This is a genomic window from Pseudomonas sp. LBUM1648 (genome assembly GCF_059716145.1).
In genome coordinates this window covers 2,983,659-3,008,624 of record NZ_CP166808.1, presented here as the reverse complement: position 1 = coordinate 3,008,624, position 24,966 = coordinate 2,983,659, and the positions used below count along the sequence as shown (strand labels likewise).

At 59.3% G+C, this 24,966-nt stretch carries 19 protein-coding genes; 14 read left to right on the top strand and 5 right to left on the bottom strand.

Annotated features, from left to right (window positions below; genetic code table 11):
* The 11 genes from ACA043_RS13775 to ACA043_RS13725 all read left to right on the top strand — a co-directional run bounded on the left by ACA043_RS13775 (position 1) and on the right by ACA043_RS13725 (position 12,687).
* A complete protein-coding gene (locus ACA043_RS13775; RefSeq protein WP_497659646.1) occupies positions 1–999 on the top strand; it encodes an acyl-CoA dehydrogenase family protein in 999 nt (332 codons plus the stop codon).
* On the top strand, positions 996–1,766 hold the full coding sequence (locus ACA043_RS13770) for a PIG-L deacetylase family protein (protein ID WP_497659645.1): 771 nt from the start codon (positions 996–998) through the stop codon (positions 1,764–1,766). The genes ACA043_RS13775 and ACA043_RS13770 overlap by 4 nt, the downstream gene beginning before the upstream one ends.
* Positions 1,763–2,362: an SAM-dependent methyltransferase gene (locus ACA043_RS13765; RefSeq protein ID WP_497659466.1), complete on the top strand. Its 600-nt coding sequence runs from the start codon at positions 1,763–1,765 to the stop codon at positions 2,360–2,362. The genes ACA043_RS13770 and ACA043_RS13765 overlap by 4 nt, the downstream gene beginning before the upstream one ends.
* Complete coding sequence (locus ACA043_RS13760) at positions 2,359–3,045, top strand: glycosyltransferase family 2 protein (RefSeq protein ID WP_497659465.1); 687 nt, start codon at positions 2,359–2,361, stop codon at positions 3,043–3,045. The genes ACA043_RS13765 and ACA043_RS13760 overlap by 4 nt, the downstream gene beginning before the upstream one ends.
* Positions 3,046–3,202: 157 nt before the next feature.
* Positions 3,203–3,961 carry a PIG-L deacetylase family protein gene (locus ACA043_RS13755; protein ID WP_497659464.1) on the top strand — a complete coding sequence of 253 codons (759 nt, stop codon included), beginning with the start codon at positions 3,203–3,205 and terminating at the stop codon, positions 3,959–3,961.
* A 125-nt stretch (positions 3,962–4,086) separates the two neighbouring features.
* Entirely contained in the window at positions 4,087–6,726 is a 2,640-nt protein-coding gene (locus ACA043_RS13750; protein ID WP_497659463.1) for a hypothetical protein, read from the top strand.
* A 361-nt stretch (positions 6,727–7,087) separates the two neighbouring features.
* Positions 7,088–7,372, top strand: a complete 285-nt coding sequence (locus ACA043_RS13745) for a DUF3077 domain-containing protein (RefSeq protein ID WP_497618078.1) — start codon at positions 7,088–7,090, stop codon at positions 7,370–7,372.
* Complete coding sequence (locus ACA043_RS13740) at positions 7,369–7,635, top strand: short-chain dehydrogenase (RefSeq protein ID WP_401265068.1); 267 nt, start codon at positions 7,369–7,371, stop codon at positions 7,633–7,635. Before ACA043_RS13745 ends, ACA043_RS13740 begins: the two co-directional genes overlap by 4 nt.
* A 172-nt stretch (positions 7,636–7,807) precedes the next feature.
* A complete protein-coding gene (locus ACA043_RS13735) occupies positions 7,808–8,590 on the top strand; it encodes an endonuclease/exonuclease/phosphatase family protein (protein ID WP_497659462.1) in 783 nt (260 codons plus the stop codon).
* A 197-nt stretch (positions 8,591–8,787) separates the two neighbouring features.
* The gene (locus tag ACA043_RS13730) at positions 8,788–11,295 is read left to right on the top strand and encodes an autotransporter family protein (RefSeq protein WP_497659461.1); all 2,508 of its coding nucleotides are present in this window, start codon (positions 8,788–8,790) and stop codon (positions 11,293–11,295) included.
* Positions 11,296–11,616: 321 nt separating this feature from the next.
* Positions 11,617–12,687, top strand: a complete 1,071-nt coding sequence (locus ACA043_RS13725) for an autotransporter domain-containing protein (protein ID WP_489879818.1) — start codon at positions 11,617–11,619, stop codon at positions 12,685–12,687.
* 90 nt (positions 12,688–12,777) lie between these two features.
* On the opposite strand, the gene glgB is transcribed toward ACA043_RS13725, so the two are convergent.
* The 3 genes from glgB to ACA043_RS13710 all read right to left on the bottom strand — a co-directional run bounded on the left by glgB (position 12,778) and on the right by ACA043_RS13710 (position 20,581).
* Complete coding sequence (glgB, locus tag ACA043_RS13720) at positions 12,778–15,009, bottom strand: 1,4-alpha-glucan branching protein GlgB (protein ID WP_489879817.1); 2,232 nt, start codon at positions 15,007–15,009, stop codon at positions 12,778–12,780.
* A gap of 2 nt (positions 15,010–15,011) precedes the next feature.
* Entirely contained in the window at positions 15,012–18,353 is a 3,342-nt protein-coding gene (treS, locus tag ACA043_RS13715; protein ID WP_497659460.1) for a maltose alpha-D-glucosyltransferase, read from the bottom strand.
* A 230-nt stretch (positions 18,354–18,583) separates the two neighbouring features.
* Positions 18,584–20,581 (bottom strand): alpha-1,4-glucan--maltose-1-phosphate maltosyltransferase, encoded by a 1,998-nt coding sequence (locus ACA043_RS13710; protein WP_187678308.1) that lies wholly within the window; start codon positions 20,579–20,581, stop codon positions 18,584–18,586.
* A 218-nt stretch (positions 20,582–20,799) separates the two neighbouring features.
* Here ACA043_RS13710 and ACA043_RS13705 point away from each other — a divergent pair, with 218 nt between their 5' ends.
* Positions 20,800–20,958 (top strand): hypothetical protein, encoded by a 159-nt coding sequence (locus ACA043_RS13705; RefSeq protein ID WP_187678307.1) that lies wholly within the window; start codon positions 20,800–20,802, stop codon positions 20,956–20,958.
* A 34-nt stretch (positions 20,959–20,992) separates the two neighbouring features.
* On the opposite strand, the gene ACA043_RS13700 is transcribed toward ACA043_RS13705, so the two are convergent.
* The gene (locus tag ACA043_RS13700) at positions 20,993–21,964 is read right to left on the bottom strand and encodes an IS110 family RNA-guided transposase (RefSeq protein ID WP_497657519.1); all 972 of its coding nucleotides are present in this window, start codon (positions 21,962–21,964) and stop codon (positions 20,993–20,995) included.
* Positions 21,965–22,298: 334 nt separating this feature from the next.
* Positions 22,299–22,811 (bottom strand): MgtC/SapB family protein, encoded by a 513-nt coding sequence (locus ACA043_RS13695; protein WP_497659459.1) that lies wholly within the window; start codon positions 22,809–22,811, stop codon positions 22,299–22,301.
* A 123-nt stretch (positions 22,812–22,934) separates the two neighbouring features.
* Between ACA043_RS13695 and ACA043_RS13690 the strand changes: the two genes are divergently transcribed.
* A complete protein-coding gene (locus ACA043_RS13690) occupies positions 22,935–23,168 on the top strand; it encodes a DUF3203 family protein (protein ID WP_401265049.1) in 234 nt (77 codons plus the stop codon).
* A 195-nt stretch (positions 23,169–23,363) separates the two neighbouring features.
* Positions 23,364–24,806, top strand: coding sequence for a cytochrome c oxidase accessory protein CcoG (gene ccoG, locus ACA043_RS13685; RefSeq protein WP_497659458.1), 1,443 nt, complete (start codon positions 23,364–23,366; stop codon positions 24,804–24,806).
* Positions 24,807–24,966: the final 160 nt, after the last annotated feature.

Sequence of the window (24,966 nt, the reverse complement as noted above, 5' to 3'; positions counted from 1 at the left end):
ATGGACTTGCAGAACTATCTGGCCCGCCGTCCACCGGACTATGCCGACACGTTAGCCCTCGGTGGATGCTTGCGGGCCATGGTTGAAGCCGGACTGGACCGTTTACCGCTGCCGGGCAGCGGTCACACGCTGGAGCGTTTTCGGCATCTGGCGAATGTCGGCGGGCATGATCTGGGGTTATGCAAACTCTATGAAGGCCATACCGACGCGCTGGCAATCATCGAGCAATTGGGTGGTTCGCCAACGCCCGGCAGCACGTGGGGCATGTGGGCGGCCGAACCGCCGCAAGCGCGGGTGCAAGTGCGTCCCGCCGGGCATATGGTCACGCTCAATGGACGAAAAGCCTGGTGTTCCGGCGCCGCCGTGCTGAGCCATGCGCTGCTCACCGCGTGGGATGCCGATGATCAGCAACAATTGGTCGCCGTCGCACTGGATCAACCGGGCGTGACCGTTACCGATCAAGGCTGGCAAGCGGTGGGCATGGGCGCCACCGGCAGCGTCGAAGTGCTGTTCGACGGCGCCGAAGCGCAGGCCATCGGCAATCCCGGTGATTACCTGCAACGCCCAGGCTTCTGGCAAGGCGGGATCGGCATCGCAGCGTGCTGGTATGGCGCTGCGCGGCAAATCGGTGAATACCTGCGCAAGCAATGTGCTCATCGAGACGAGCCGCATGCCCTCGCCCATCTCGGCGCGGTCGACAGCGCGTTGCAGTCGGCCGCCGATGTGCTGCGCTTCAGCGCCTTGCACATCGACGCAAATCCCGAGGACAGCGCCGAACTGCTGGCCCGACGCGCCCGCGCCGTGGTGGAACAATCCGCCGAGCAAGTCATCCGTGAGGTCGGACGTGCCTTGGGGGCCGGGCCCTATTGCAAGGATCGGCATTTCGCCCGACTGATCGCCGATCTGCCGGTGTTTCTGCGTCAAAGCCACGCCGAACGCGACCTCGCCGGCCTCGGCCAACTGGTTGCCGCTCAACCCGAAGAGACATGGACGCTATGAATGCGGTCAAGAAAGATAATCCGATCGTCGGCCAAGGCACGTCCCTGCACCAATGGCAGGGTTCGCGGCAACTGGCGCAATTGGACAGCCTTGATATTCAAAGTCTGGTTCCGCCGGGTGCAAGAGCAGTAATCATCGCGCCACACCCGGACGATGAAGTGCTCGGTTGCGGCGGCCTGCTGCAATTGCTCGCCGCTGCCGGCCGCCCGCTGCAACTGATCTCGGTCACCGACGGCTGTGCCAGCCACCCCGGCTCCGAGCGCTGGCCAGTGGAGCGCCTGAGCGTGATCCGTCCGCAGGAATCCGCCGAAGCGCTACGGCGCCTCGGCCTGCCCATGCATCGAGTGAAATGGCTGCGTGGCGGTTTCACTGACACGCAAGTAGCGGCGCAAGAAGCTGAGCTGAGCGACTTTATCGAGCGGCATCTTCGCCCCGATGATGTCATTTTTACCACTTGGCGCGAGGACGGCCATTGCGACCATGAAGCCGTCGGTCGCGCCAGTGCCGAAGCGGCGCGCAGAGTCGGCGCAACCTGCCATGAGCTACCCGTGTGGACCTGGCACTGGGCAACGCCTGAAGACGTGTTGGTGCCGTGGCAACGAGCACGCAAGATTCTGCTGTCGCCTGAGCAAGTGGCGCGCAAACGCCACGCAGTACACGCCTTCGCCAGCCAGCTGGAAGGCGACGCGGCCGCCGGACTCGCCCCGGTGCTGGCGCCGTACGTGCTCGATCGCCTGCTGCAACCGTTTGAAGTGGTGTTTCTATGAGCGTCGAGGATCGTTACTTCGAAGGCCTGTTCGCCGACAACGATGACCCGTGGGCGTTCCGCCAGCGCTGGTATGAGCAACGCAAACGCGCAATTACCCTCGCCGCTTTGCCGCGTCCGCATTACCGGTCGATTTTCGAGCCGGGCTGCGCCAATGGCGAGTTGAGTGCCGAACTGGCCGGTCGCTGTGATCGGCTCCTGTGCTGTGACACCGCGAGCGCTGCGGTGAGTCTGGCGACCACGCGATTGAGCCTGTTTGATCACACCGAAGTACGCCAAAGTCGTTTGCCCGGCGACTGGCCGGAGGAAAAATTCGACCTGATTGTATTTAGCGAGATCGGCTACTACCTCGACAGTAAAGATCTGACAGAAGTGATCCGCCGGATCAGTGATTCCCTGACCGCCGACGGCCAACTGCTGGCCTGCCACTGGCGACCACCCATCGACGGCTGCCCGCTAAATGCACGGCAGGTTCACGACTTGATCCACGAACAATTGCACTTGCCGCGCCTGGTGCTGCATCAGGAGGCCGACTTTATTCTTGAAGTATGGAGTCGCGAACCGCGCTCGGTGGCGGCGCTGGAGGGTTTGCGATGATTGGCATTTTGATCCCGGCGCACAACGAGGAAGACCTGCTCGACGAATGCCTGAACGCCGCGCTAAAGGCCAGCCGGCACGGTTTGCTCGCTGGCGAACGGGTTGAAGTGCTGGTGGTGCTCGACAGTTGCACTGATCGCTCGGCGCAGATCGTCAGCGGTTATCCGGTGCAGAGCCTGCATATTGATGCACGCAATGTCGGCCAGGCCCGAGCCGCTGGCGCACAGCTGTTGCTTGAGCGCGGGGCGCGCTGGATCTCTTGCTCCGACGCCGACAGTCGCGTCGCCGATGATTGGCTGGTGGCGCAACTCGGGTTGGGTGCGGACGCGGTATGCGGTACGGTCACTGTCGAGCGCTGGCATGAATCGTTCGATCAAGCGGCACAAATTCGCTATCACCGGCACTATCGGGCCTGCGAGGGCCACCGGCATATCCATGGCGCCAATCTGGGCGTCAGCGCCGATGCCTATCGTTGGGCTGGAGGCTTTAAACCGCTGGCTTGCGACGAAGATGTGCAACTGGTGCGGGCGCTGGAACTGGCCGGCGCGAACATCGCCTGGAGCCATCGCCCGCAAGTTCACACTAGCGCCCGTTTCGACAGCCGCGCGCGTGGCGGATTTGGCGACTACTTGCGAAATCTGGCACAGATGACACAAAAAAAAGCGGATCAGATTGATCTGTGACGCGACGAATCACGCTTCATGAGCAATACTCTTCTGCGCGGCAATCCAGGGTTCGGAGCACCGCACGGCAATCAACCAGCCTTCACGGGTCGGCCACCGCAGATGTTTCTGGCTGTGGGCACGATTGAGGGCGAGACAACACAAGGACGTCGTACCCATGAAACCGTTATCGCTCATCGAAAACAGCCCGTCAGCGCAAATCTGGAACAGCGCCGCGCAACTCGACAATATTCCCGTCATCAACACCCGCAGTCTGGTGCCGCCCGGCGCCCGCGCCGTGGTGATCGCCCCGCATCCCGGGGATGAAGTGGTGACCTGCGGCGGCCTGCTGCAATTACTCTCAAGTCTCGGTCATCCGCTGCAACTGCTGTCCATCACCGACGGCAGTGCCAGCCACCCCGGCTCGCGGCAATGGTCGGAAAAACGCCTGAGCGTATTTCGCCCGCAGGAAAGCGTCGAAGCCCTGCGTCGCCTCGGCTTGCCGATGCACAGCCTGAAATGGGTGCGCGGCGGTTTCACCGACAACGCCTTGAGCGACCAGCATGTTCAACTGACCGAGTTCATCGGCCGCTACTTGCGGCCAGGTGATGTGGTGTTCAGCACTTGGCGCGGCGATGGCAATGACGATCATGAGGCAGTTGGCCGCGCTGCCGCCGAAGCCGCCGAAGTGGCCGGTGCGACCTTCCACGATGTGCCGGTCTGGGCATGGCACTGGCCTGAGCGCGATCAAAAACTGATCCCCTGGGAGCGCGCACGCAAACTGCGCCTCGACACCTGGACCGTCGCGCGCAAGAGCCACGCCACCCACGCCTACGCCAGCCAGCTCAAGGGCGAGCCGGCAATCGGCATCGCCCCGATGCTGCCACCGGTGATTCTGGAGCGGATGCGTTTGCCTTACGAAATTGTTTTCGTCTGAGCAAAGCCTGTGCGTTCACATCAATGACCACTCGTCGCCACCTGTCAGATCTGACAGGTGTCTAATTCATCGTTTAGCGCTCTGATAGCTCCTGCCCGTTCCCTCTGCGCAGGAGCTTCGCCCATATGACTACCTCAAACCCACCAGACAACACCATTCTCGTGCTCCGCCCACCCCGAGTACCTGAAGCCACTACCCCGGTAGTCGGCGCCATTTATGGTGTGCCCAAACATGTCTATGACCTCAAACCCATGGGCCTGACAATCGCAGTCGATCCGCCGGCGTCGGGTACGGTTGATGCCGGCGATGTCATCCGACTCGTGCTGAACGGCGCCAGCACCGAGGCCACAAAAACCATCCCGGATGGCGGAGAGAACAACATTCAAACGTTGTATCTGCCCATAGGCCTGCTGCTGACAGACCTTGTCAATGAACTCGTTTACACCATCACCCGCGGCAGTCTGAACAAGGGGACTTCGACGCCGGCGCTGACATTGCTGTACAACCGCATCCGTCCTGGCCTCAAAGATCGCTTGACCGATCCCGGTGGTCACTCCGAACTCAAATTGCTGCTGCCCGACGCCATCAAGAACGGCGTCGCCCCGGACTTCGTCAGCGCAGAGGTGTGTGTGGCGTACCCCTACTGCCGGGCTTACGACCGCATCAGCCTCAAATGCAACGGCGAACTGATGACGGCCGATGTCAATCCGAATCAGGCGCCGCAACCACCGGATCATGGCTCCGAAGTGCCGATCACCATCTGCTTCACCGTGGATCGCGCTTACCTGGACAAGGCGAAACGGCTGGATCACAAACTGAATTTTTCCTACACCGTCATCGACCAGCTCGGTAACGGCCCGGACACCGATGCACCGTGGTCGCCGGCGCAGACCGTGGATGAGGATCTGGATGGTGTCCTGCTGCCGATGCCGATTCTGCTGGAGCGCAAAGAGGACTATCCCGGGGATGATGCGAGCATCATCGATCTGGAAAAGCTCGCCGGTAATCCGTTGCTGATGGTTGTGATAACGGCGGACAGCCGTTTTGTGGCCGGTGACGATGTCCTTGCCACCTACACCGCGAAAAATACAGGCCAACCCGCCGACGTGGTAGTGACTGTCCCCGGCAAAGTTGAAGCGGATCCTTTCGGTTCCAAGAAAACCTTGTTCCTTGAAATGGCCAACGACAAGGTCTTCGCTGGCAGTAGCGTGACGGTGACCTACGAACTGCGCCGCCCCAACGGTGATCTGGTGGGTAACTCAAAACCTGCGAAGGCCACGGTGACGGGTGCGGCCCCGATTAAATTGTTGAAGCCAAAAATCAAGCAAGCCCCCAACGATACAAGCCTCGAGCCGCTCGCTGCCAAGGACGCCCTGACGGCCGTGATTCCAGCCTACCCCAACATGATCGGCACGCAGGTCACCGTGACCTGGAGCGGCACCGCCGGTTCGGGCAGCCAGACCGTCGGCCCCATCAATGTGAGCACGCAAGGGGATCTGAACATCCCTCTGGACAACGCAGTCGTGGCGTTCAACCTTGGTAAAACGGTGACGGTGGCCTACACCGTGACCGGCAATAGCACACCGTCGGATCCGCTGGATCTGAGTGTGCTGCCGATTGCCGATGAAAACCCCGCCATGGGCATACCGTTAATCACCCAGGCGGCCAACAATGGTGCCGGCCCCGAGTTCGACGTCAGCAAGCTGACCACTGCCGCAACCGTGCGAGTGAACCGTTGGCCACTGATTGCGCTGGCTCAGTACGTCTGGCTGCGCCTGACAGGCACCAAAAAGGATGGCAACAACTACGACGAAACGTTTTGGCAACCACCGGGCTCGCAAACCAACACTACCTGGATCAGCCAAGGCTATTGGGAGCGCTCGATCCCCCTCGCCACCTTGCAGAATCTGAAAGACGGTAGCGAACTGACACTGGAGTTCAAAGCCGGACTTGGCGGAAGTCAGGACGTTGGTCTGGCGCTAATCTTCAAGAAACGCATTTATACCGTCAAGGCCGTTGAGGATGTGAAGCCTGAGATCACAATGATCACCGGCTCGCCGAGTGGAGACGAGATTCAACCGGACGGCATCACTGTGGAAACGGCAGTGATCCTGACGGGCACTGCCGCCAAGGACCAGGATGTGAAAATCCTCGACGGCGACACACCCAAGGCCGAAGCCACGGCCGACCGCGTCACTGGCGTCTGGACTAAACTGATCACGGGGTTGAATGTGGGCGCCCACAGCTTTATCGCCGAGGCGTTGTATGGGGCAGCTCAGAAGTCTGACCCGAGAGTCGTTAATGTGCGAGAAAAACTATCGATCACTTGGGATTTCAATGATGGCAGACCTCCCCAAGCTCATGGGTGGACCCCCCAAGGTGGGTATGCCTGGAAAGACAACTGTTACAACGAAAACGGCACTGTTCGGTGTAACACCAACTATCAAGGCGAGTTTCCTGGGGATCATAGTGGCAATGTCATGGTAATCCCGCTCTCGGTCTTGGCAGGAAAGACTTACGACTTTGGTTTTTCAGTGGCGGCTATTACAAACAGCGGCTATTCGACAAGACTTTGTTTGAAAATTGACAACACAGAAATTGGAGGACAGGTCGATACACAAAATCAGCCTGGGGTCTGGAAAAACGGTTCAGGTCTCTATACGGCCTCCTCCACCAAGGTTGTGACGTTCGCGGTCAAAAACTTTGTGGGCAGTGGCGGTGGTAATGACTTCTGGATTGATAACATCTGGGTACGTGAGCGGTAGAAACAGCCTCCAGCCCGGTGGGTGTGGGTGTGGGTGTGCGCCTGCTCGCTCCCACAAGGGGCTGAGACAATTTCGGACGATTTGTGGCGGTTGACGGGTTTGGCCTCACTCCCTATCCTCGCGTCCGTCACGACTCATTCGTGATCGGGTTTGACGGCTCGGCGGTTTTTTAAGGTGTGCACTGTTCTCCAACTTTGCTCGCGCGCTTGCGTGCTCGATACAAAGCTCAATGGTGACTGTGCGCGGGGCACTTTCGAGTGCGCCGGGTACCTTAGACCGGTCCGTCAACCTGCGCACAGTTGCCACCCATTCGTTTGACGGCGACCGAGTGGCAGCTCTTGATGACTAAGGAGCTACACCGATGACCGATCCAACCACAACTTCCACCCCCTTCGCCCGCTGCGACCACGTCGCCCACCACCTCTTCGCCGTACAACCCGGCATCCCCTTACTCGACGCCCTGGAACACGCCGCCGTCTACCTCAGTTGCGCCGAAGCCCTCGCCCATCAAGCCCCTACCGCCACCCGCCCGGAACACAGCGGTTCGTTGAACTGGGCCTGTCAGCAGATGCTCGGCAGCGCACGCGCGCTGGTGCAGGCTTCGATAGATGGTTTGCACGCTGCACGCGCCGGAGGTGAAGCATGAATTCGCACATCTCGATGACCCACAACGAAGACAGCATTCCCGTCCTGCTCGTCTCCACCCAAGCGCCACTGGATGTGTTGCACACCAGTGCGGCCAGTCGTTTTCTGGCGGTGACGCAGATGATGGAAAGCCTCGCTAGCCTGGATATCTCGTCAGCCAAAGGCGCCGATGTGCAGCAATTGGCCCACGCGGCGGCGATGTTGCTGCGCGATGGCTGTGATGTGATGGATGTGCTGGGGCGGCAGATTCGATTGCGCGTCTGATGTAGGCGCTGCCGAAGGCTGCGATCTTTTGATCCTGAACAACAAGATCAAATGATCGCAGCCTCGTTTCACTCGACAGCTCCTACGCTCGTTGGCTGTGTTGATTCAGAAGGAACCGCCACCCCCACACATCAGTCGCATGAATACGCACTCAGGATTCAGAGGAGTAACCGTGTCCAGCGATCCCAAGCGTCACGCCGTCGACGCACCCGTCATCCATCGCATGCGCGTGCTGACGGTCAATACCCACAAGGGCTTCACCGCGCTCAACCGGCGTTTCATCCTCCCGGAACTGCGCGAAGCGGTACGCAGCACATCAGCCGATCTGGTGTTTTTGCAGGAAGTGGTGGGTGAGCACGAGCGACATTCGAACCGTTACAACGAGTGGCCGCAAACCTCGCAATACGAATTCCTCGCCGACAGCATGTGGAGCGATTTTGCCTACGGTCGCAATGCGGTCTATCCCGACGGCCATCACGGCAATGCACTGCTGTCGAAATACCCGATTCGCGAATACCGCAATCTCGACGTGTCGATCACCGGCCCCGAGCGCCGTGGCTTGTTGCACTGCGTGCTGGACGTGCCGGGACATGCCGAAGTCCATGCGATCTGCGTGCATTTGAGTCTGCTGGAAAGCCATCGCCAATTGCAGTTGCAACTGCTTTGTCAGTTGCTTGAGTCACTGCCCGACGATGCGCCAGTGATTATTGCCGGCGATTTCAACGACTGGCAGCTTCAGGGCAACGCTGCCCTCGCCCGTCGCGACTATTTGCACGAAGCCTTCGAACGTCATCACGGGCGTCCGGCCAAAACGTATCCGGCACGGTTTCCATTGTTGCGTCTGGACCGAATCTACCTGCGCAACGCCAGCAGTCATGACCCGCAGATTCTCGGCAACAAGCCGTGGACGCACCTGTCGGATCACCTGCCGCTGGCGGTTGAGGTGCATCTTTGACACTGCTTGCACTAAGACCGTCTGTCAGAAGTCTTTGATCATCGCGAAAAAACAACTACACCTTAAAAAGCTGAAGGATTGGCACTTTCAAAACGTTAGGGTACAGATCTCACGTAGTTCATTAGCTTCAGAGGCATATAGATCAAGCACCCATTCAAGGATGAATTCCCCAATGGCTAAACCAGGGAATTGTCGTGATGCGATCTATCAGATCTCTGAGAATTTTGCCGCACACCTTTATTTTGCCTGCCTCCCTCGTTCTGCTCGCCAGTCCACCGGCCTGGTCGGCGTGTGTGTTGACGCCCGGCGCAGGGAACGATGCCTACACTTGCGACAGTGGCATTAGCGGCCCGTTGACCGACCTCTCCGGTAACAACAGCCTGACCCTCCCCGCCAATGGCAGCGGCCAGATCAACGGCAGCGTGACCTTTGGTGCAGGCACTGACCGGGTCGAAATCAACTCTGGCGTCATCACTGGCGCCGTCAATCAAGGCGCGGGCATCGATGACTTCGTCATGACGGGCGGCTCACTGGGATTTCTTGCTCAGGGTGACGGTCGCGACACGTTCCTGATGACCGGCGGCACCATCGTTGCAGCCTTCGAGGACGGCGATGTCGCGCGCATGACCGGCGGCACCATCGGCCGCGTCGACATGAAGCTCGACAACAATATTTTCGATCTGTCCGGCGGGCAGATCATCGGCAATCTGGTCACCGGATTCGGCACCGACACCATCATCGTTTCGGGCGGCCGGATTGGCGGCAACGTCAGTGTCAGCGGTGGCAACGACAGCATTACCGTGACCGGTGGGGAAATCGTCGGCGAGATCCGCGCCAGCGCCGGTGATGACCGCTTGCTATGGGACGGAAGCGGCATCATCCGCTCGGCGATCCTGATGGACGTCGGCAATGACAGCGCCACCCTGCGTAATCTCGATGACAGCATTCTCGCACTCACGCCCAACGTTGATGGCGGCGTCGGCAACGATGTGCTGACCTTCGACAACACCCGCACCGGCCTGCCTACGCGCTTCAGCAATTGGGAAACCGTCAACCTGAGCAACGGCTCGCAACTGGATCTTGGCTCAAGCAACCTTGTGTTGGGTGATGCCGGAACCGGCAGCGGCGTGCTGAATGTCGATGCCAGCAGCGTCGTGCTGTCCACGCAAGGCTCTGTGTCTCCCGCCGTGGCCGGGCAAGCGGTGACGTTCAACAACGCAGGCGTCATTGACCTGACCCGCGGCAACAGCCGCACCGACGACACGCTCACCGTACAAGGCAACTACGTCGGCAACAGTGGTCAGTTGTTATTGCAAAGTGTGGTGGCAGGCGACGACTCGCCCAGTGACAAACTGGTGGTCAATAACGGCAGCCTGAGTGGCGGGACAGTGATCAGCGTCACCAATCTTGGCGGGCTGGGCGCGCTGACTCAGGTCAACGGCATTCAACTGGTGCAGGCGCAAGGCAGCACGGTCAGCGCCGATAACGCCTTTACCCTGAACGGCCCGGTTTCCGCCGGGGCCTACGACTACTACCTGTTCAAGGGTGGAGTGACTGCCGGTACGGAAAACAGTTGGTACTTGCGCTCGGCCGTCGTCGCACCGCAAGTGGTGAGTGTGCCTAACCCTGATCCGAGCTTGCCGCCAATTCTGGTGCCTGTGGTTGCCACGCCGATCGCGGCCGTGGCTCCGGCTGGCAGTCCGCCGTTGCCGGTTTTGCCTGCCGCCGTGGCGGGTGCCGCGCCGATTCCTCTGTACCGTCCGGAAGTTCCGACCTGGTCGGTGCTTCCGCCTACCGCCGCGCAACTGACCCTCAATGCGCTGGGTACTTTCCATGATCGTCAGGGCGACCAGCGCTTGCTCAACGAAACCGGCGCGTTCGGTGCAGGTTGGGGCCGGGTCTATGGCAAGAACCTCGAACAGACCTGGGCCGGCACCGTCACCCCGCGTCTGGATGGGTCGCTCAATGGCTTTCAAGTCGGCACCGACCTGTACGGCTCGCAGACCTCCGGCGGCCAGACCCAACGCATCGGTTTCTTCGTCGGCCATAGCCGTTTAAAAGGAGACGTCGATGGTTTCAATGAAGGCTTCGAGGGCAACAGCGCCGGCAAAATCAAACTTGAAGGCGACAGCTACGGCCTGTACTGGACGTTGACCGATCCCTATGGCTGGTACATCGATACCGTGGTCATGGGCACACGCTTCGATGGCGACAACCATTCTGATCGAGGCGTAAAACTGGACAATCGCGGGCATGCGCTGACCGTGTCGGCAGAGGCTGGCTACCCGTTGCCAATCAACGACACCTGGGTGGTCGAACCGCAAGCACAGGTCATTCACCAGAAAATATCCCTCGACAGTCAGGACGACGGCATTTCGCGTGTGTCGTTCGACTCCGACGGTGCGTGGACCGGCCGGCTCGGCGCGCGGATCAAGGGTCGATATGAAGTCAGCGGCTTACCGGTAGAACCCTACCTGCGGGCTAATCTGTGGCACACGTTTTCCGGCACCGACTCGGTAACCTTTGGCGACAGCGATGTGATCAGCACTGAACAGAAGTCCTCAACGGCGGATCTCGGACTCGGTGTGGTAGTCACCCTCGACCGCGCCGTCAGCGTTTACGCCAGCACCGATTACAGCCGCAATATTGACAGCAATGACCTGCGCGGTGTGACCGGGAACCTGGGAATCCGGATTAGCTGGTAGACCTTCCGTCGGTAATAAAACACCTCTGGCGCGGGGCTTTCATGGCGTTTTTCCATACAAACAAACACTTAGTTATGTACAGAAAAACAAACGCTTGCGAAGCCTGATTTACCACTACCGCTCATCGTTCAATTTCTTGACGCACGGGCACAGCTCTTCTTATCTCTACCTTACTACCCCGAGATTTACTTCCGGGGCGACCCTCAGGACACTCGCGAAATCGAGCGGCCACGGTTCGCCCCGCTCCATTCGGTCGCCCCTCGTTCGGGGTAGGAGAGACGCCATATCGAGATGCCACATGCGCTTGCAAGGTAGACCTCCATGAAAACTTCATTCCACACACACGAGATCAAAATCAGCTTCTGCACAGTGTCGAGTTCTCTCTTGCTGTGCTCATCCATGGAGGCGCAGGCCGGCCCTGCGGCGGATGAAACTACCCCGTGGTATCGAGAGAACGTACCGGTCATGACCCTGCCCGCGACAGTGATCACGCCCGGTCCGCAACGCATCAACCCGCGCCCGGACCTGCGAGGGGCCACCCTCATCACAGAAGATCTCGCGCCGGGTGCCTGGGAGCAGCTTTACGGGCGCAGTGCCCGACAGGCGCAAACCGACGTGCTGTCCGCAAGCTTCGCAACGCCTGGCAGCGGTCATTTCAAAGGTCCCGCCGTCCTTACCCTGCGAAGCGGCAATGGGCCTACCCAGACCATAGGACTCATCGGCGGTCAGAACCAGATTCAAGCCAATGGCAACGGGCTGATCACCAGCCGCGCCCTCAGCGACCCGACCACCGATACGCTTAACCTCCAGGGCCAAAGCCTGGGTGCGTATTACAGCCTGACGGGCGCGCAGGGCTGGCACGTCGACTTGTCAGCCAGTGGTGGCCGGGTCAGCGGTTTTAGCCGCAACGAACAAGGAGCACGGCAAGCCACCGAAGGCAGCGCCATGACTTTCTCGGTCGAAGGCGGCTACCCGATCGGTTTGAGCGAAAACTGGGTGGTGGAACCTCAAGCGCAACTGATCAATCAGCGCATCACCCTCGACACCCCTTACGCGGGCTCTGGCAATGCCTCTTCCACGGATGTGACCTCCTGGAGCGGGCGCGTCGGTGCGCGTTTGAAAGGCAGTTATGACTTGAATGGCTTGCCGGTCGAACCCTACGTGCGCACTAACCTCTGGCACACGGTGTATACCGGCAACACGGTGACACTGGATCAGGTCGACAAGATCAGCAGCAGCCGCAAATCCTCGACCGTCGAGTTGGGCTTGGGTCTGGTGGCGCGGGTGACGCCGGCCGTGAGTCTGTATGTCAGCGCCGATTACAGCAGTGATGTCGATGACAATGATTTGAATGGGTTGATCGGCAGTCTGGGCGTGCGGATGAGGTGGTAGGAAAAGATCAAAAGATCGCAGCCTGCGGCAGCTCCTACAGGGAAATGCATTCCAATGTAGGAGCTGCCGCAGGCTGCGATCTTTTTCAAGTCACCCCCCAGGTCTGAGGATCAACACCGCCAACGGTGGCAGATTCAACTCCAGCGACAACGCCTGACCATGGCTCGGCACCTCTTCGGTAAACGCCCCGCCACCATTGCCATAGTTGGAGCCGGCGTAAGTGTCGGCATCGCTGTTGAGCAATTCAGTCCAGCGCCCGGCAAAGGGCACACCAACCCGATACGACTGGCGCGGCACCGGCGTGAAGTTGGCCACCACCAGCACCGGTTCGCCGTCCTTGCTCCAGCGCAGCCAGGCATAAACGCTATTGATCGCATCGTCACCGATCAACCACTGGAAACCCTGCGGTGCGTCGTCCTGATCGTGCAGCGCGGGCAATTCGCGGTACAGGCGATTGAGGTCGCCTACCAGTTTCTGCACACCTTTGTGCTCGGAATACTGCAGCAGATACCAATCAAGTTGCTGATCGTGATTCCACTCGCGCCACTGGCCGAACTCGCACCCCATGAACAGCAGCTTCTTGCCCGGATGGGTCCACATGAAACTCAGATAGGCCCTCAGGTTGGCGAACTTCTGCCAGCGATCACCGGGCATCTTGTCGATCAGCGAGTGTTTGCCATGCACCACTTCATCGTGGGAAATCGGCAGAATGAAACGCTCGGACCAGGCGTAGACCAGGCCAAAACTCAATTCGTTGTGGTGATGAGCGCGGTACACCGGATCCTGCTGAATGTAGTGCAGCGAATCGTGCATCCAGCCCATGTTCCATTTGTAGGCAAAGCCCAGTCCGCCCTGCTGCGTGCTCTGACTGACGCCCGGCCACGCCGTGGATTCCTCGGCGATGACCAGCGCGCCCGGCGCTTCCAGCTCGACCACGTCATTCAAATGACGCAAAAAGTCGATGGCCTCCAGATTCTCCCGCCCGCCGTGGCGGTTAGGCACCCATTCGCCAGCCTTGCGCGAATAGTCGCGATAGAGCATAGAGGCCACCGCGTCGACCCGCAGGCCGTCGATATGGAAATGCTTCAACCAGTGCAACGCCGACGCGAGCATGTAGCCATGCACTTCGGTGCGGCCAAGGTTGTAGATCAGCGTGTCCCAATCCTGATGGAAACCTTCCAGCGGATTGCCGTACTCGTACAGCGCCGTGCCGTCGAATTGCGCCAGTCCATGGGTATCGGTCGGGAAATGCGCCGGCACCCAATCGAGAATCACGCCGATGTCGGCGCGGTGGCAGGCGTCGACGAATTCGCCGAATTGCTCCGGCGTGCCGTAACGTGCGCTCGGGGCGAATTGCGAGAGCAATTGATAGCCCCATGAGCCACCGAACGGGTGTTCCATGATCGGCATCAATTCGATGTGGGTGAAGCCCAGTTCTTTCACATATGGAATCAAGCGTTCGGCCAGTTCCGGCCAGGTGTACTGACGCGCGACTTCGCCGAGATCATCCAGCTCGCACTGCCACGAACCGGCATGCAGCTCGTAGATCGACAGCGGCGCGGAATGTTTCTGCCGTTCGCGGCGGCCGTTCATCCAGTCCTGATCCTGCCAGTCGACTTGCAGCGGCGCGGCGACTTTCGACGCCGTGTCCGGCGGCAGGCTGGTTGCCAGCGCCATCGGGTCAGCCTTGAGCGGCAGAATTCCTTGGGCACTCAGGATTTCGTATTTGTACAACTCCCCCGCTTGCAGACGCGGGATGAACAGCTCCCAGACCCCGGATGGGTGGCGCAGACGCATCGGATGCCGGCGCCCGTCCCATACGTTGAAATCACCGACCACCGACACTCGCCGCGCATTCGGCGCCCACACGGCGAAGCGCACGCCATCAACGCCATCGACAGTTGTCAGTTGTGCGCCGAGGCAGGCGCTGAGGTCGCGGTGATTGCCTTCGGCGAACAGATACAAATCCATTTCACCGAGCAACTGGCCAAAGCTGTAGGGATCTTCCGCCACCTGCTCGCCGCCGGCCCAACGGGTGCGCAGCAGATACGGCCGCGCCTGATCGAAGTGACCGACAAACAATCCCGGCGTTTCACTTTGCTCCAGCGGGCCGCGCTCTTCGCCGGACGCCTTGTCCAGCACCACAACGCTTAGCGCACCCGGTAAATAGGCGCGGATAAACTGCCCGCCGGCGCCATCGCCGTGCGGGCCAAGAATGGAAAACGGATCTGGATGTTCCGCACGTACCAGCGCGTCAATATCTCTGGCTGACGGCAGCAATGCTTCTTTGACCTGACCCTGTTCCTTGTTCGAGAAACTCATAACTACTCTCCACCAAGATCGGAAAAGGGTTTAAGCCCCGTCAATAACCCATACAAACCGTGCAACGGCACGGGCAGCCACGTCGGGCGATTTTCGGCTTCATAGGCCACTTCATAGGCCGCCTTCTCCAGACCGAACAACGCCAGCGCGGCGTCGGCACCGTCAGGATCTTGCCAGGCATGATCAAGACTAGCTGCCGCCCGGCGATATGCCTGAACAAATGCCTCTCGGGCCTCACGCAAATATCGCTCGGCCACACGATGACGGGACGCTTCGGACTCAGGACTGTGATCGACGTTGTGTACGTTGATGGTCATTGCCGCCGCGTAATCGAAGGATCGCAGCACGCCGCTGACATCCTTGTACGGGCTGTGCTTGCCACGCCGTTCGCTCAATGGCCGCGCCGGTTCACCCTCGAAATCGATCAGATAGGCATCACCCTTGATCACCAACACCTGCCCCAGGTGCAGGTCACCATGCACGCGAATACGCAAACCGCCGACGGCTTTTTTCGCCAGATCCTGCACATGGGCCAGGATGGTTTTTTTCTCGTCGACCAGTCGCTTGACCAGTTTCTGATCCGCCGAACTAAGCTCGCCCTGATGCTGCTTGAGCAGCTTCAACGCATGCTCGACCTGCCCGGCGACATCCTTGCCAGTGGCCTGCATATCTTTGGCCGTACTGGTTTGCGGGGCAAAGTCGGGGTTATCGGTCGGCGCCGCTAACACCTGGTGCATTTCCCCCAGACGCTGGCCGAGCATCCCGGCAAAGTCCTTCAATTCGCCCAGCGCGTTGTAGTGCTGATCCTGCTCGGACATGGCATCGGCCAGTTCGTCGCGCAACGCCCGTTCGAGGTTGTTCTGCGTCCATTCCCACGCGTCGCCCTGATTGCTCAGATAGCCTTGGGCGATCATCAGCAGGTTGTCCTCGCCCTTGCCGTCGCGGCGAATCACCGAACCGAGCAGCGGTGAGATATTGGCAAATCCGGCAGCGGTCAGGTAGGCGCTCATCTCCAGTTCCGGGTGTACGCCAGAAGCGACTTTGCGGATCAGCTTAAGTACCAGGCTGTTGCCGATCACCACCGAACTGTTCGATTGCTCAGCCGACAGATATCGCACTTCGGACTCGCCACCGAGGTTGAGTTTGTCCAGATGCGGCGTCGGTTCGAAACGGATTTCGCCTTCGGACGATTCCAGCACGGTGTTGTTTTGCATGCCCTGCAGGACAGCGCGGATAAACGCCTCAAGGCTGAAGGCATCAGTGATCAAGCCGACCTGACGCACGCGGCGTACACGGGCCAGCGCCAATTGTTGCGGCAGCGCCGCGCCGACCTGATCTTCGGCAATAAAGCCAAACGGCAGTTGATAACGGCTGGTCTGGCCACCGCTGGTGACTTCGATTTCGCTGAGCAGCACCGGATGCTCCGCATCGCCGAAACGCACGCCATAGGCCAGATTGACCTTGCCGATAGCCGCGTCCTTGCCGGCGAACCAGCGCCGGTTTTGCAGCCAGCTCGGCAGAATGCCCTGCTCTAGAGTCGCGCGGGACGGCGTTTCGAGCAGTTCTTCCATGCGTTTTTTCAGCACCAGCGTGGTGAAGTCCGGCAGGCTCTGCGCCGGCTCGACGTGCCAACTCGGCATCTGGTTTTCCGTCGCCAGTGCGAACCAGTAGAAGCCGTACGGCGCGAGAGTCAGAAGGAAATTCAATTGGCCGATCGGCGGGAAGGCGTTACCGCCGAGCATTTCCACCGGCACCATGCCGACATACGCCGACAGGTCCAGCTCCGCTGCTTGCGCGCTGCGCGACACGTTGGCCACACAGAGAATGATTTCGTGCTTGCCGTCGGCGTCGGTGAATTCACGGGTATAAGCCAAAATCCGTCGGTTGCTTGGCGAGAGCATTTTCAGCGTGCCTCGGCCAAAGGCTTTGGATTGCTTGCGCACGGCGAGCATGCGCCGCGTCCAGTTGAGCAACGAATGCGGGTCGCCGGCCTGGGTTTCGACATTGACCGACAGATAACCGTATTGCGGGTCCATGATCGGCGGCAGCACCAGACTCGCCGGATCGGCGCGGGAGAAACCACCGTTGCGGTCGATCGACCATTGCATCGGTGTACGCACGCCATCGCGGTCGCCAAGGTAGATGTTGTCGCCCATGCCGATTTCATCGCCGTAATACAGGGTCGGCGTACCCGGCATCGACAGCAGCAGGCTGTTGAGCAGCTCGACGCGACGGCGATCGCGCTCCATCAATGGCGCCAGACGCCGGCGAATGCCGAGGTTGATGCGCGCGCGGCGGTCAGCGGCGTAATAATTCCACAGGTAGTCGCGTTCCTTGTCGGTGACCATCTCCAGCGTCAGTTCATCGTGGTTGCGCAGGAAAATCGCCCATTGGCAGTTGGCGGGAATTTCCGGGGTCTGGCGCAGAATGTCGGTAATAGGGAAGCGATCCTCCTGCGCCAGCGCCATGTACATGCGCGGCATCAGCGGGAAGTGAAACGCCATGTGGCATTCGTCGCCATTGAGGCCTGCGGCATCGGTGTCGCCGAAGTACAACTGGGTGTCTTCCGGCCATTGGTTGGCCTCGGCCAGCAGCATGCGATCGGGGTAATTGGCGTCGATTTCGGCGCGGATCTGCTTGAGGACGTCGTGGGTTTCCGGGAGGTTTTCGTTGTTGGTGCCGTCGCGTTCGATCAGGTACGGAATCGCATCGAGGCGCAGGCCGTCGATGCCCATGTCCAGCCAGTAACGCATCACCGACAGCACGGCTTTCATCACTTGCGGGTTATCGAAGTTCAGGTCTGGCTGGTGCGAATAGAAACGGTGCCAGAAGTACTGGCCGGCGACCGGGTCCCAGGTCCAGTTGGACTTTTCCGTGTCGAGGAAAATGATCCGCGTGCCATCGTATTTCTGATCGTCATCAGACCACACATAAAAGTCCCGCGCTGCTGAGCCGGGCTTGGCCTTGCGCGCACGCTGGAACCACGGGTGCTGATCGGAGGTGTGATTGATGACCAGCTCGGTGATGACCCTCAACCCACGTTTATGCGCCTCGGCGATAAAGCGCTTGGCGTCGGCCATGGTCCCGTAATCGCTGTGGACGCCACGGTATTCGGCGATGTCGTAGCCGTCATCGCGACGTGGCGACGGGTAGAACGGCAGAAGCCAGATGGTGTTGACGCCGAGTTCGGCAATGTAGTCCAGTTTGGCGATCAGGCCGGGAAAGTCGCCGATCCCATCGTTGTTTGAATCGAAAAACGATTTGACGTGAACCTGATAGATCACCGCGTCCTTGTACCAGAGCGGGTCTTTGATAAAGGTGGCTGCCTTGGGTTTCTTCGCCATGTGAAACTCCTGTTCAATTCGCTGAGACCACACGAATACCCTGTGATGAGAGGGCTCTTGTGGTGAGGGGATTTATCCCCGATCGGCTGCGCAGCAGTCGTAAAATCGCGCAACTCGGTTTAAATGTGAAACAGCGGGGCCGCTTCGCAGCCCAGCGGGGCGGTGCGACGTTTCGATAAATCCCCTCGCCACAGTGAATTCATTTCTAACCACAGATTTGATTGTCAGCTTCAGGCGGCGGTGATCCGCCAGATCCCGAACGGTTGATGACCCGGATCAATACGCATGAACTGATACTTGCCGTGCCAGTCCCAGCGATGCCCGCTCATCAAATCCTCACCGTGGGTGGTCGCGTCATCGGGCAGGCCCATTTCCCACAACGGCAGTTCGAAATTCGCTTCCTGCACGTTGTGTGGATCAAGATTCACCGCCACCAGAATGAAGTTGCTGCCATCCGCGCTGCGCTTGCCGAAATACAGAATGTTGTCGTTCCAGGCGTTGTAGATCGTCAGGCCCAGATGCGTGTGCAACGCAGGGTTCTGTCGACGGATGCGGTTGAGTTGGGCGATCTCGGCAATGATGTTGCCGGGCGCGGTGAAATCGCGGACGCGGATCTCGTATTTCTCCGAATCGAGGTATTCCTCCTTGCCCGGCACCGGCGCCGCTTCGCACAGTTCATAACCGGAATACATGCCCCACAGGCCCGAGCCCATGGTTGCCAGCGCCGCGCGAATGAGAAAACCCGCGCGCCCGGACTCATGCAGGAACGCCGGGTTGATGTCCGGCGTATTGACGAAGAAATTCGGTCGGTAGCATTCACGCCACGGCGATTCGTTGAGTTCGGTGAAATACGCGGCCAGCTCGGATTTGGTATTGCGCCAGGTGAAATAGGTGTAGCTCTGCGTGTAACCGACCTTGCCGAGCCGCGCCATCATCGCCGGCGTGGTGAACGCTTCGGCGAGGAAGATCACTTCCGGATGCAGCGCCCGCACATCGGCAATCAGCCATTGCCAGAACGGCAGCGGCTTGGTGTGCGGATTATCGACGCGAAAGATCTTCACGCCCTCTTCGACCCAGCCGACAACAATGTCACGCAACTCGACCCACAGGCTCGGGATCGCGTCCGGCGCATAGAAATCGACATTGACGATGTCCTGATATTTCTTCGGCGGGTTCTCGGCGTATTTGATCGTGCCGTCGGGGCGCCAGTTGAACCAGCCGGGATGCTGCTTGAGCCACGGGTGATCCTGAGAACACTGGATGGCGAAATCGAGGGCGATTTCCAAACCATGGTCGGCGGCGGCAGCCACCAAACGGCGGAAGTCTTCGCGGGTACCGAGTTGCGAGTGAATCGCCTCGTGGCCGCCCTCCTCGCTACCGATGGCATAAGGACTGCCCGGATCATCGGGACCTGCGGTGAGGGAATTATTGCGACCCTTGCGGTGGGCGCGGCCGATCGGGTGGATCGGCGTGAAGTACAACACGTCGAAACCCATGTCCTGAATCATTGGCAACCGCGAGTGCACGTCGTTAAAGGTGCCGTGACGGTTGGGATCGTCGGTGATCGAGCGCGGAAACAGTTCGTACCAGCTGGCGAATTCAGCCAACTCACGTTCGACGTCCATGGGGAACTCGGGGCTCACGCTCAGATAAGCGCGGTGATCGGCCTGGGCCATCAATTGCGCACTGCGCGAGTGCAGAAACAGCGCCACCTGCTCGGTTTCGAGCAGGCCGGACAGTTCGTGATGCAGGGCGGCGAGTTGTTCGCTGAGCTGACCTTCGCTGCGCTCGGCGGCCTGTTGCACCATGGTTCGGCCTTCTTGCAGTTCCAGCGAGACGGGCACGGCGGCGGTGTGTTTCTTTTCCAGTTCGTACTGGAAACTGGCGAAATGATCGATCCACGCTTCGATGCAGTAAAGAAAACGCCCCTGATGCTCAGGGCGGAACTGACCTTTCCAGCCGTTATTGCCCTGATCGGCCATGACCTCGCTTTGCCAGGTGTCTTCACCCTCCTCACGCCAGCGAATGCGCACCGCCAGTTTGTCGTGACCGTCGGCAAATACCTTGCTGGTGACGACCACGTCGCGTCCGGCAATCGACTTTACGGCGAACTGCCCGCCATCGAGGGTCGGCATGGTGTTTTCGATGACAATGCGTGGTAACAGCAATGCCTGCGACAGCGGCATGTGGGGGTTGTAGCTCAGCTCTGAGGGTTTTTCAGCAGTCATTGAGCATCTCTCCTTAACGCCCAAAGGACGCTCTTGTAGCGGATCAGTTTTCGCAACGAAGCGCCTGCCCCGCAATGAACTCACTTAGGTTCCGAGCAGCCGGCGCCGGGAAAAGTTCAGCGAAATTTGCCTGGGTGAAAAAGCGGATCGAATTCGCCGAGAGGTGGTCAACTCACTTAAGCACTTCTCACGCCATGTGCCACACGGAGGTCTATCTGATGAACATCCCGATCCCGGCTGAAACCCCTGATCCGAACATCGACAACCCGACGATTCCCGAGACCGAACCTCAACCGATTCCCGAGCAGGAACCACCGGGCACCACCCCACCGCCCAAGGAAGATCCGCCGACGACCATGCCACCAGTCATCGTCTAACCACGCAATACTCCTGTAGATACCGTCTTGCCCCTCATCGGGCAAGGGCAATTTTCGGGTCAAATGGTTGGCCCGATTTAAGAACGGCGTAGACAAAATGTAGGAGTTTGCGCATCGCTGCACAGATGATTTGCTTGGGGGCCTTGCCGTTGGCCTTCAAGCGGTCCTTCATGGCGATGATTGCCTTGTTGTGCTTCAGTGCAACCAACCCAGGCATGTATAGACCCGCCCGAACGCGAGCCGATCCGATCCTCGAAATCACTGTTCTGCCTTTGAATTTTCCCGAGTCCTGCAGCTTTGGGTTCAACCCGGCGGCAGCGACCAGCTTGCGAGGGTCGTCATATTTACGCAGGTCGCCCAACTCGGCCAGCAGCCGCTCAAGGGTTTTCTGGCCGATACCGTCGATGGTCACGATCAAGTCGCGCATTTGGCGCATGTCTGGATCATCGTCGATGTGTTTTTTGATTGCTTTGTGAGTTTCAACGATCTCTTTCTCGATGTGACGCAGCACAGAGTTGATCGAGTCTTTGACCTTTTCGTCGGACACATCCAGGCGATTGAGCTCCATTTGCTCCATTTCCTGAAGGTCATCCAAGCGACGTACCATCGCCTTTAGCTGACGATATTTCAGCGGCTCCGGAGCCCAAAGCTGAAGCTTTTCAGCCTTTTCCCGAGCAAAGTCAGCGATCAATTTGGCGTCGCTTTTGTCGGTTTTTATCCGGCGCAGCTCGCTGTCGGCGTAAGCGTGGGTCGTAGCCGGATTGACGACGCAGACCCGGTAACCCTTGTTGTAGACGAACTCGGCAAGTTCCAGGTGATAAACGCTGGTGGCTTCCATCACGATCAGGGCTGTAGGCTCGACCTGCTTGTTCAACCAGGCGTCAAACTCTTTGAAACCTTTTGAGTCGTTAGCCAGTTTGGCTTTGGTTTTGTGCTTGCCGTTTGGCAGGTGAGTAGCGATATCAAAGGTGTTTTTAGCGACATCGACGCCGACGAAATTGGACATGACCGTTTCTCCATTAATCCGTTTTCGATCATCACTGCACTCTGTCCAACCTTGCGAATGCGGGCTCTCGCCAGAGACGGGCCCAAGATACCGTTCGAACTATACGAGTGAGTGTGGAGGGCTGGAGCACGATCTACATCACAGGCAAAAAGCCTAAGGAGCTGCACGGCTTCCAAGTCCCTCCCTCGATGATCAGTCGAGAACTATCGCTCCTGACGGAGCGATAGTCGAGATACAAGGAGCTGCCGAAGGCTGCGATCTTTTGATCTTGTTTTTAACAATCAAAGTCAAAGGATCGCAGCCTTCGGCAGCTCCTACAGGGGACTTTGGCCAGCTAGAGGTGATCGTTTTTCTGTTCGTCCTTTTCGAACAAGCTCACCACCCGAGGCATCAAGTTGAAAATCCCCAACGCCAGTATCGTGCTGAGCAACGCCGTCGCCTCCCTGCCCAACCCCGCCGCCACACCAATCGCCGCCGTCATCCACAGCCCGGCGGCAGTGGTCAGGCCTTTGACGTGGCCTTGATCGCCTTCCTGGTTTTTCAGAATGGTGCCGGCGCAAAGGAAACCAACCCCGGCAATCACCCCCTGCAATACCCGACTCATCGCGTCCGACTCGGCTCCCGAAGTCTGCGGCACCAGCACAAACAGCGCCGCCCCCAGTGCCACCAGCATATGGGTGCGCACCCCGGCAGCCTTGCCCTTGTGTTCGCGCTCAAACCCGAGAATCCCGCCCAGCACCGCCGCCATCAACAGGCGCACGGTAATCCGCGTCAGTTGCGAGGCATCGCCGATGTCGGCAAATTCCGCTTGCAGGGTTACCCACACTTCATGCCACCACGCGTTCATCCTGCAGTCCTTCCAAGAGGCTTATAGAAGATGGACAGCGGCGACCATTAATCAGTTGCGCAGAACGATCGGCGAAGCGTGCGCCCTAACGTTTCAGACACCCCTGAAAAAAGGACAGCCACCATGACCGTTCGAATCGAAAACCAGACCTGCTTTTTCACCGTTGAAAACGGCGAGCAGATCCGCTTGTGCGAAGACGTGACAGTGATCACCGACAGTGAAAAATCCATGTCGGCCGTGGAAATCGAAGGCCAGCGCATTTACATCACCGAAGCAGAAGCCGACGCCTTGACCGTCGCCGGCGCCAAAGACGGGCGTAAACACCTGAAGGCAGAAGAGAGTGATTCGGTGATTTGACTGATCCTGGTCAACATCTCACGCAAACGTCTGGGATAGGCGTTTGCGCCCGTGTCCGCGGGCCGCTTCAAGTTGTCGCAGGGTCTGAGCCCGACACCATCTGATCCGCTTTTTATTCAAATAGCTGAGTCTGTTATGCAAACAGATCGGCGCTCATAGTGCATCGGCCTGATGGAGGCTGATGAGCGAACGACCATGAGCGAACAAATCCCCGTCCGAACCGTAGAAGCAACGCCCACAATAGCTCCTCATATAAAGAAGGTGCCCGCACGCCCAATGAAGGCGACGGCCAAATCCAGCGACAACCAGATCCACACCCGCAGCTTCACCGGCCTGTTTCGTAGCCTGCGCATCAGCGGCGCGGGGTTTCTGTTTTTGCTGTTCTTCGGCACGGTGTGGTTGAACTGGGGCGGTCGTCAGGCCGTGTTGTGGGATCTGTCGGAAAGCAAATTCCACATCTTCGGTGCGACCTTTTGGCCACAGGATTTCATCCTGCTCTCGGCCTTGTTGATCATTGCCGCGTTCGGCCTGTTCGCCATCACCGTGTTCGCCGGGCGCGTCTGGTGCGGGTACACCTGCCCGCAGAGTTCGTGGACGTGGATTTTCATGTGGTGCGAGAAGATCACCGAAGGCGAGCGCAACCAGCGCATCAAACTGCAAGCGGCGCCCTGGAGCCTGAACAAACTCGCGCGCCGCGCCGCCAAACACACGCTATGGCTGGCGATCAGCGTGCTCACCGGTTTGACCTTCGTCGGCTACTTCACCCCGATCCGGCCACTGGCCGAAGAACTGCTGACTCTGCAAATCGGCGGGGTCAGCCTGTTCTGGGTGCTTTTCTTCACCGCCGCCACCTACATCAATGCCGGTTGGCTGCGTGAAGCGGTGTGCATGCACATGTGTCCATATGCGCGGTTCCAGAGCGTGATGTTCGACAAGGACACCCTGACGATTGCCTACGACGTGGCCCGCGGCGAAAACCGTGGCCCGCGCAAGCGTGATCTGAAACCGGTTGAGGCCGGGCTGGGCGATTGCATCGACTGCCAGTTGTGCGTGCAGGTGTGCCCGACCGGCATCGACATCCGCGACGGTTTGCAGATGGAGTGCATTGGTTGCGCGGCGTGCATCGACGCCTGTGATTCGATCATGGACAAGATGAACTACCCACGCGGTTTGATCCGCTACAGTTCCGAGCGCGAATTGCAGGGTGGCAAGACTCATCTGCTGCGGCCACGGCTGATCGGTTACGTTGCGGTGTTGCTGGTAATGATCGGCGCGCTGGCCCTGGCCCTGATCGAACGTCCCATGGTGTCGCTGGACGTGACCAAGGATCGCGGGCTGTTCCGTGAAAACGGTCAGGGCCAGATCGAAAACATCTATTCGCTGAAAGTCATCAACAAGACCCAGCAGCGCCAGAACTACAACCTGACTCTGGTGGACGGCGACGGCTTCCAGTTGCAAGGCAAGACCGAACTGAGCCTGGCACCGGGTGAGATTGTCGATGTGCCGGTGTCGGTGGCAATGACCACAGATCGGCCGAGCAGCAGCTCGCAGACCTTGAGTTTCAAGATTGCCGACAGCGATGAGCCTGAGGTTTACAGCGTGGCGAAGAGCAGGTTTGTGGCGCCGATGAATCGCTGAGCCGTTAGAATCGTTTCCCCTCACCCCAGCCCTCTCCCGAGGGAGAGGGGGAAAGGGAGCAGATCTCGGTTGCTTTCAAAACCGAGTTCGACTCGATATCTCAGGTCGATGTATAGCGAAAGAACACCACGGTCAGTCCCCTCTCCCTTTGGGAGAGGGC

Coding starts and splice junctions, on each gene's coding strand:
- ACA043_RS13725 (WP_489879818.1), top strand. CDS start 11,617: ATGAAAACTTCATTCCACACACACGAGATCAAAATCAGCTTCTGCACA.
- ACA043_RS13700 (WP_497657519.1), bottom strand. CDS start 21,964: ATGTCCAATTTCGTCGGCGTCGATGTCGCTAAAAACACCTTTGATATC.
- glgB (WP_489879817.1), bottom strand. CDS start 15,009: ATGAGTTTCTCGAACAAGGAACAGGGTCAGGTCAAAGAAGCATTGCTG.
- ACA043_RS13730 (WP_497659461.1), top strand. CDS start 8,788: ATGCGATCTATCAGATCTCTGAGAATTTTGCCGCACACCTTTATTTTG.
- ACA043_RS13770 (WP_497659645.1), top strand. CDS start 996: ATGAATGCGGTCAAGAAAGATAATCCGATCGTCGGCCAAGGCACGTCC.
- ACA043_RS13755 (WP_497659464.1), top strand. CDS start 3,203: ATGAAACCGTTATCGCTCATCGAAAACAGCCCGTCAGCGCAAATCTGG.
- ACA043_RS13750 (WP_497659463.1), top strand. CDS start 4,087: ATGACTACCTCAAACCCACCAGACAACACCATTCTCGTGCTCCGCCCA.
- treS (WP_497659460.1), bottom strand. CDS start 18,353: ATGGCGAAGAAACCCAAGGCAGCCACCTTTATCAAAGACCCGCTCTGG.
- ACA043_RS13765 (WP_497659466.1), top strand. CDS start 1,763: ATGAGCGTCGAGGATCGTTACTTCGAAGGCCTGTTCGCCGACAACGAT.
- ACA043_RS13710 (WP_187678308.1), bottom strand. CDS start 20,581: ATGACTGCTGAAAAACCCTCAGAGCTGAGCTACAACCCCCACATGCCG.
- ACA043_RS13760 (WP_497659465.1), top strand. CDS start 2,359: ATGATTGGCATTTTGATCCCGGCGCACAACGAGGAAGACCTGCTCGAC.
- ACA043_RS13775 (WP_497659646.1), top strand. CDS start 1: ATGGACTTGCAGAACTATCTGGCCCGCCGTCCACCGGACTATGCCGAC.
- ACA043_RS13740 (WP_401265068.1), top strand. CDS start 7,369: ATGAATTCGCACATCTCGATGACCCACAACGAAGACAGCATTCCCGTC.
- ACA043_RS13695 (WP_497659459.1), bottom strand. CDS start 22,811: ATGAACGCGTGGTGGCATGAAGTGTGGGTAACCCTGCAAGCGGAATTT.
- ACA043_RS13690 (WP_401265049.1), top strand. CDS start 22,935: ATGACCGTTCGAATCGAAAACCAGACCTGCTTTTTCACCGTTGAAAAC.
- ACA043_RS13745 (WP_497618078.1), top strand. CDS start 7,088: ATGACCGATCCAACCACAACTTCCACCCCCTTCGCCCGCTGCGACCAC.
- ACA043_RS13705 (WP_187678307.1), top strand. CDS start 20,800: ATGAACATCCCGATCCCGGCTGAAACCCCTGATCCGAACATCGACAAC.
- ccoG (WP_497659458.1), top strand. CDS start 23,364: ATGAGCGAACAAATCCCCGTCCGAACCGTAGAAGCAACGCCCACAATA.